This is a genomic window from Methylobacterium sp. WL18 (assembly GCF_008040015.1).
GTDB classification, from domain to species: domain Bacteria; phylum Pseudomonadota; class Alphaproteobacteria; order Rhizobiales; family Beijerinckiaceae; genus Methylobacterium; species Methylobacterium mesophilicum.
Genome location: NZ_VRVD01000190.1, coordinates 1 through 8,000, shown reverse-complemented (window position 1 = coordinate 8,000; position 8,000 = coordinate 1). Strand labels below are relative to the sequence as shown.

Annotated in this window: 6 protein-coding genes; 5 read left to right on the top strand and 1 reads right to left on the bottom strand. The window is 69.5% G+C overall.

Annotation, left to right across the window (positions count from 1 at the left end):
• Together FV228_RS14860 and FV228_RS14855 are read left to right on the top strand one after the other, a co-directional pair.
• Positions 1 to 225, top strand: a 225-nt coding sequence (locus tag FV228_RS14860) for a hypothetical protein (RefSeq protein ID WP_147855329.1), incomplete at its 5' end; no start/stop codon positions are given.
• 66 nt (positions 226 to 291) lie between these two features.
• Positions 292 to 1,728, top strand: a complete 1,437-nt coding sequence (locus tag FV228_RS14855) for a phospholipase D-like domain-containing protein (protein WP_147855328.1) — start codon at positions 292 to 294, stop codon at positions 1,726 to 1,728.
• On the opposite strand, the gene FV228_RS14850 is transcribed toward FV228_RS14855, so the two are convergent.
• Complete coding sequence (locus FV228_RS14850; RefSeq protein WP_238260325.1) at positions 1,646 to 2,425, bottom strand: endonuclease/exonuclease/phosphatase family protein; 780 nt, start codon at positions 2,423 to 2,425, stop codon at positions 1,646 to 1,648. The genes FV228_RS14855 and FV228_RS14850 overlap by 83 nt on opposite strands.
• 436 nt (positions 2,426 to 2,861) lie before the next feature.
• On the opposite strand from FV228_RS14850, the gene katG reads away from it, so the two are divergent.
• The 3 genes from katG to FV228_RS14835 all read left to right on the top strand — a co-directional run.
• Entirely contained in the window at positions 2,862 to 5,183 is a 2,322-nt protein-coding gene (gene katG, locus FV228_RS14845; RefSeq protein WP_147855327.1) for a catalase/peroxidase HPI, read from the top strand.
• Positions 5,184 to 5,822: 639 nt separating this feature from the next.
• A complete protein-coding gene (locus FV228_RS14840; RefSeq protein WP_147855326.1) occupies positions 5,823 to 6,842 on the top strand; it encodes a helix-turn-helix domain-containing protein in 1,020 nt (339 codons plus the stop codon).
• A gap of 309 nt (positions 6,843 to 7,151) precedes the next feature.
• A partial coding sequence (locus FV228_RS14835) for a DNA repair exonuclease (protein ID WP_147855325.1) occupies positions 7,152 to 8,000 on the top strand: 849 nt, incomplete at its 3' end.

The window sequence follows — 8,000 nt, the reverse complement described above, 5'->3', positions numbered from 1 at the left end:
ACCTGGGCCGCGGCCCTGCTGTTCGGCGGCGTCTGCCTGGGCACCGTCGGGCCGATGATCACGATCTGGAGCTTCCACCGGCCCTATGCCGAGGCCAAGGCGCGCTGCATCGCGGATGGCGGCCGGATCCTGTACGCGGCGCTGGACGGCAGCGGCCCCTACCGGTGTGCCCGGCCCCTCGGTGCCGCCGATAACGGCGCGCTGCCGCCCCTGCGCGCCTATTAAATCCGCTCGCGCTCGTTTCCTTCGGCTATATCCGGCGGCGTCTGACACGAACCGGATGCCGAGACCTTGGAAGACGCGCTGTATCGATGGCTGCAATCCACCGCCCTGTTGCGGGCGGATGTCGCGGCGCTCATCGGCATTGCCCTGGCGCTCGGCGTCACCCTGCACGCCCTGCTGCGCAAGCGCCGGGTCAGCGTCGCGGTCGGGTGGATCGGGCTGGCCTGGCTCTCGCCCATTTTCGGCACCGCCCTCTACCTGACCTTCGGCATCAACCGCGTCTCGCGCCGCGCCCGGAAGCTGCGCACAAAACCCTCCGACGCGACGAACCTCCCCGACACCGACGATGCCGTGGTGCCGGAGACGCTCTGGCCCCTCGACCGGGCGATCCGGCGCATCACCGGCCTGCCGGCCTTCTCGGGCAACCACGTCGAGATGTTCCGCAACGGCGACGCCGGTTACCCGGCCATGCTGGCTGAGATCCGCGCGGCGAAGGCCAGCATCGGGTTGTCGAGCTACATCTTCCGCGACGATCCCGTCGGCCGGGAATTCTGCACGGCGCTGGCGGAGGCGCAGGCCCGCGGCGTCAAGGTCCGGGTGATCATCGACGGGATCGGCGGCGGCTACTTCCGGGCGCCGGTCTATCATCGCCTGACCAGCCTCGGGGTGCCGGCGGCCCTGTTCATGCACTCCGCCCTGCCCTGGCGGATGCCGTTCCTCAACCTGCGCTCGCACAAGAAGCTGCTGATCATCGACGGGCGCATCGCCTTCACGGGCGGGCTGAACATCTCACAGCCGAACCGCGTGGCGCTGAAGCCGGAGCACCCGATCCGCGACACGCATTACCGGCTCCGGGGGCCGGTGGTCGAGCAACTCGCCGTGGCGTTCGCGGCCGACTGGGCCTTCGTGGACGGCGAGATCCTCGATTCCGAGCCCTGGGTCGCCGACCTGGCGCCGGTCGGGACCAGCGTCGCCCGGGTCGTCACCTCGGGGCCGGATGCCGACGTCGAGAAGATCGAGCAGGTGATCCTCCAGGCGCTCGCCTGCGCCCGCCGGACCGTCCGGTTCGTCACCCCGTACTTCCTGCCCGACGAGCTGGTGACCGGCGCCCTCGCCCAGGCCGCGACCCGTGGCATCACCGTGGACCTGATCATCCCGCGGGTGAGCGACCATCCGTTCATCGACTGGGCGACCCGGGCGCATCTCGACCCGCTGCTCCGGGCCGGCGTGCGGGTCTGGCTCGACGAGCCGCCGTTCGATCACTCCAAGGCGATGGTCGTCGACGACGTCTGGTGCTTCGTCGGCAGCGCGAACTGGGACATGCGCAGCTTCCGGCTCAATTTCGAGTTGAACGTCGAGATCATCGACGCGGATCTGGCGGCCCAGCTCGACACGTTCATGCGCGGCAAGATGGAGGCACGCCTCAGCCGTGAGGCTCTCGCCGCCCGCGCCCTGCCGACCCGTCTGCGCGACGCAGGCGTGCGACTGCTGCTGCCATACCTTTGAAGCGCGCGGGGGCGTGCGCCTCCGGCGCCGGCCCGAGGTGGACCACGATCGGCTTGTGGTCCGAGGGCCCGCGCGGCAGCACCGCGTGCTCGTGGCAGATCAGGCCGCGGGCGAGGCAGCGGTCGAGCCGCAACGGCAGCACGTCGACCATCGCGTGGGTCGGCCTCCGCGGGCCGACGTCGCGAAAGCCCGGGATCAGCGCCGGCCCGACGATGTTGTAATCGCCCAGCACCGCGGCCCGCGGCGGCAATTCGCCGACGATCCGGCGCAGCTGGCGGCGGTTGAGCATCTGCCCGTGCGACAGGTGGACGTTGGCGACGCCGAACTCGCCGAGATCGAGCACTTGGCAGACCCGGTGCACCAGGGCGCCGGCCGGGAGCTCGATCACCCGGGGCGGCGTCGCGAACGGCTTCGGGCTCCACATGGCGAGCCCGTGTATCCGCCCCGGAAGCGGCGCCCAGGCGTAATGGCCGCCGATCCGGTCGCGCAGGAAGCCGATCGCCCGGGTCGCCTCCTGCATCAGCAGCAGGTCCGGCTGCTCCTGGGCCACCAGGGCGGCCACGTCGTCCACCGCCGCGCCGGTGCGCCGGAGCAGATTCCAGCTCACGATCTTGAACGGCCTGCGGCTGCGCTCGGCCGGCCGGATCGGGAGGGCCGAGGCGAGGCCGGAGCGGTCCGGATGGGCGAAGCTGTTCATCGGGCCGGACTCGTACCTCACCGGGGGGCTCCGTCGCCACCGCCGCGCTTCAACGCGCCGGAGGCTCGGGCGTTCGCTCGGGTCCGAGGCCAATCGGCTTTTGCCTCGGGCAGCTGCGCGGCGTCATGACCGTCGCCACGCCCGTCGTCCGGCCGGTCGGCAACGGCGATCGGCCGAATGGCGGCCGACGCTTCGATTGCGCGCCATCGACTCGCGCGATCGTGAGACGCGTCTTCCTAGGCGTGCGGTCCGCCGGCGTGCCCGTATGGGTGACGCCGGCACCTTGATTTTCGGGGCGGGCGACTGATGTCGCCTGCAATGCAGCATCGTTCCTGCGCGGCCGGTCGTGAGAGCGGCACGCCGATCGCTGCTGTCGGCGACAGCCCGGCGGACCGAGGGGTCCAGTGACGCCGGTCCTGCGCCAAGGGGGATCTTGATGAACACGACGACGATCGACAAAACCAATACCGAATCGTACCCGATGGCGGGTCAGTGCCCGTTCGGAGGCGACCGCGTCGGCGGGGCCTTCGGCAGCCGTCCCGCCTTGGAGAACTGGTATCCGCACCGGCTCAGGGTCGAGCTCCTGCACCAGAACGGGCTCGCGGCCGATCCGCTGGGGCCGTATTTCGACTACGCCGACGCCTTCCGGACGATCGACCTGGATGCGCTCAAGAGCGACATCAAGCAGTTCCTGACGTCGTCGGTGGCATGGTGGCCGTCCGATTACGGCAATTACGGCCCGCAGATGATCCGCATGGCCTGGCACTCGGCCGGAACCTACCGCATCGCGGACGGGCGGGGCGGAGCCGGCACCGGGATGCAGCGGTTCGCGCCGATCTCGAGTTGGTGGGACAACGGCAACACCGACAAGTCGCGCCGCCTCCTGCAGCCGCTCAAGCACAAGTACGGCAACGCCCTGTCCTGGGCCGACCTGATGGTGCTCACCGGCAATTGCGCCCTGGAGATCATGGGCCTGCCGACCTACGGGTTCGCCGGCGGACGTCTCGACGCCTGGGAGGCGGACGACGCCACCTACTGGGGTCCCGAAGTCGTCGAGATGGGCGCGGTGTCGAGCTTCGACGAGATGGTCAACCGCGACCAGCGCTGGCGCGGCAAGAACGGCGACGCCGACTACGACCTGGAGAACCCGCTGGCCGCCTCTCACCAGGCGCTGATCTACGTCAACCCCGAGGGGCCCTACGCGAACGGGGATCCGCAGGGCTCGGCCAACGACATCCGGGTGACGTTCACCCGCATGGCCATGAACGACGAGGAGACGGTGGCGCTGATCGCCGGCGGCCACGCCTTCGGCAAGAGCCACGGCATGACCCCCGCCAAGGAGATCGGACCGCCGCCGGAGATGGCGCCGATGGAGGCGATGGGGCTCGGCTGGCACAACCCGAAGGGCACGGGTGCCGGCAAGGACACGATGACCAACGGCATCGAGGGCAGCTGGACCCCCGATCCCACCAAGTGGGACAACGCCTACCTGGAGAACCTCTTCAAGTTCGAGTGGGAGCAGACCAAGAGCCCGGCCGGCGCCCTGCAATGGACCCCGAAGGACCCGGATGCGCCCAAAACCCCCGACGCCCACGTCGCGGGTCAGATGCACCCGCTCATGATGATGACCTCCGACATCGCCCTCAAGGTCGACCCGGAGTACCGCAAGGTCTGCGAGAAGTTCCTCACCGACTTCGATGCCTTCACGCAGGCCTTCTCCAAGGCCTGGTACAAGCTCACCCACCGCGACATGGGCCCCAAGCACCGCTACCTCGGCCCGGAGGTGACGATTGAGGACGGCCTGCTGTGGCAGGATCCGATTCCCGATGCCGCCTACGCCCCGGTGGGGGAGGCCGAGATCGCCGCCCTGAAGCAAGCGATCCTGGCCACGGGCGTCTCGGTCTCTGACCTCGCCTTCACCGCCTTCTCGGCGGCGTCGACCTATCGCGACAGCGACAAGCGCGGCGGCGCCAATGGCGGCCGTCTGGCCCTCGCCCCGCAGAAGGACTGGGCCGTCAACCGCCGGGCCGCACCCGTGGTCGAGGCGCTGCGCGGCGTCATGGCCACGTTCAACGGCGGGCGCGGCGACGGCAAGCAGGTTTCGCTGGCCGACCTCATCGTGCTCGCCGGTTGTACCGCCGTCGAGAAGGCTGCCCGGGACGCGGGCGTCGAGACGCGCGTGCCGTTCACGCCCGGCCGGGTCGACACCACGCAGGACCTCACCGACATCGAGATGTTCGAGTGGCTGAGGCCCCTCGTCGACGGCTTCCGCAACTACGTCGACGGCGGGTTCAGGGACATGGCACCGCGCCTGTCGCCGGAGGAGATGTTCCTCGACAAGGCCAACCTGCTGACGCTGACCGCGCCGGAATGGGTGGTGCTGACGGGCGGCCTACGGGCCCTCAACGCCAACCACGACGGATCGAACCAGGGCATCTTCACCGACCGGGTGGGCGTGCTGACGACGGACTTCTTCCAGACCCTGACCGACACGAACCTGGTCTGGGAGAAGATCGATTCGGACGGGACGTCCTTCGTCCTCAAGGACCGCGAGACCGGGCAGGCGAGGTTCGAGGCGACGCGCAACGACCTCGTCTTCGGGGCGAACGCCCAGCTGCGCAACATCGCGGACGCCTATGCCGGTCGCGACGGCCAGCAGCGGTTCGTGGCGGACTTCGTGCGGGTCTGGGACAAGGTGATGATGCTCGATCGCTACGACGTGAAGGGTCACCGCCGTTACGGATCCATGGCGGCCTGATCGACGCGGCCCAGCATCGCGTGCCCCCGTCGCACCATCCGGTGGGACGGGGGCAACACCCCCACGGGTGACGGCGAAGCCGGTGAGACGGCACCGTTGCGTCGTCCGTGCGAACGGACGGGCGTGATCCGTCAGGATCATCGTTTCAGGCCAGGATCGGGTTAGTCGAAGGGGCGGATCCGGGGACGGTGCTTCCGTTTCCGGATCGGCAAACGACTGGCCATCGCTTGCCGGATACGAGTCACACAGGTTGAAAACTCGATCTTTTCGCTGAAAGAAGGCTCAGTCTTCTTCAATTGAAGAACCGTCTCGTGCTGCCATGCACGGTCATCCCGGGCTCGCCTGCGGCGCCCCGGGATGACGGCGCGGGTTATCCCGTACGGGGGATCAACCCTCGGATAATGAATCGTCCAACCTGTACGACCCGTCGCTGACCGGGGGAGATCCGCAGCGGGCGCACCGGACCCAACCCGATCCTGCCATCGATGCAGATTTGTATGTCGTCCCCAGCGGTCATCCGCCCTGCTTGCGACACTTTCACCCTCTGCGAAGCACACACGCGCATTTAGGTTGCCCCACCAGGGGCCGAATGCTCAACATCTTCCGTCGCACGGGTCGGATGGCGATGGGTCTGGCCCCTTGAGTGCAGACGACACGACGGCTGAGCCGGGTCTGCCGCACTTCCTCCTGACGACCTCGGGCTTGCCACCCGGGGAAGCCTTCGAGCGATGGCGCACCCTCCTGGCGCCGATGTACGCGGTTAGTCCTGCCACGCCATCCGCCCCGCTGCCGTTCGGCAGCAACATTGCGTACCCGATCGACGACCTCGTAGCGCATCGCACGCGGCTCTCGACCCAGCGGCTCCAGCGGGACCGCCGACGCGTCGAGGCCGGTCCCGACCACTACATCGTCCAGCTCTACCGGTCCGGCCGCTTCCAGGGCACGGTCGGCGGCAAACCGGTCTCGGCCTCGGCCGGCACCGTGACCCTGATCGGCCGCCGTCATCTGCTCGACGGCATGCTCGACCGAGCCGATGCGATCGGCATCGCCGTACCCTGCACGCGACTCCACGGGCTGCCGCTCGAGGCGCACGGCCTGCTCTTCGATGCGGCCCGCAACCGGCTGCTGGCCGCCCGCATCTCGGACATCTACCGGCGGTTGCCGACCACGCGCGCCGACGAGGCCCCCGCGCTCGCGGACGAGTTCGTGGCCTTCCTGCACCGGCTCCTCGATCCCTCGCCGGCCGCGGACGTGCTGGACGGGCGCGAACTCAACGGCGCGCTCCTGGCCCTCGCCAGGACGATCGTGCAGGAAAACCTGTCGCGGCCGATGCTATCGCCCGAATTCATTGCCGGGCAGATGCAGGTCTCGCGGTCCACGCTCTACCGGCTGTTCGAGCCGGAGGGCGGCGTGATGCATTTCGTGCAGGGCGAGCGCTTGGCGGCGGTGCGCGACGCCCTGGCCGACCCGATGGAGCGGCGCACCATCAGCCGGCTGGCCGAGGTGTTCGCGTTCAATACCATCTCGCAGCTCAGCCGCAGCTTCCGCAACCGCTACGGTGCCCCACCGCAGGCCTGGCGTGGCGAGCGCCGGGTGGCCCAACGGATCGGCGGTCAGGGAACGGCGCAACACGTCTGGAAGTGGCTGCGCGAAACGTGATGCTTGCACTGAGGCGTGCCGGATAGTTCGACGGCGTGAGACGGCAGCCCCCTCCCGCACGTGCTGTTCCGGGTCTCTGCCCAGGGGCCGGCGAAAGCCCTGGACGATCTCCGAAGGCGTTTCTTGCCCAGCGGCGGACGGGCAGACATCCACCCGTCTCGGACATCAACAAGGCCAGAGGCTGATCGCATTCAACTCTTGAGACCGTCGCACGCGCCCCGTGCCTGTGCAGCAATCGGAGCACCGCGCTTGAGGCCGCACGCCCCGGCGGCCTAAGACCCCCGCTCACCGCGTGCTCACCGGAGACCGATGTCGGGCTTCAGCTTCATCCATGCGGCGGACCTGCACCTCGGCAGTCCGCTCTCCGGCCTGGCGACGCGGGACGCGGAACTCGCCCGGCGCCTCGCCACGGCCGGGCGGCAGGCCTTCGAGGATCTGGTCGCCCAGGCGATCGAACGGCGGGTCGCCTTCGTGGTGGTGGCCGGGGATATCTACGACGGCGACTGGGCCGACAACACGATCGGGCTGTTCTTCGCCCGGCAGGTGGCGCGCCTCGACCGGGCCGGCATCCCGACCCTGCTGGTCCGCGGCAACCACGACGCCGAGAGCGTGATCACCCGCTCGATCACCCTGCCGGCTTCGGTGCACGTGTTCCCGGCGGCCCGGGCCGAGACGCTGCGCCTCGAGGCCGTGCGGGTTGCCGTGCACGGCCGCAGCTTCCAGGCCCGGGCCGTGGAGGAGAACCTGTCGCTGACCTACCCGCCTGCCCTGCCCGGCTGGTTCAACCTCGGGATCCTCCACACCTCCTGTACCGGCCACGCGGCGCACGAGACCTACGCGCCCTGCTCGATCGCCGACCTCGCCGCCCGGGGCTACGAGTACTGGGCGCTCGGCCACATCCACGAGTACGCCGAGCTGTCCCGGGACCCCTGGATCGTGTTCCCCGGCAACATCCAGGGCCGCAGCGTGCGCGAATGCGGCGCGAAGGGCGCGGTCCTGGTCGAGGTCGTGGACGGACGGGTCACCGGCCTCAGCCGCCTCCCCCTCGACCGGGCGCGGTTCGAGCAGGTCACCGTCGACCTGGGCGCTGCCGCCGACACGAGTGCGGCCCTCGCGATCGTGGAGACCGCCCTGCGGCCGCTGGCGGAGGTGGCGGCC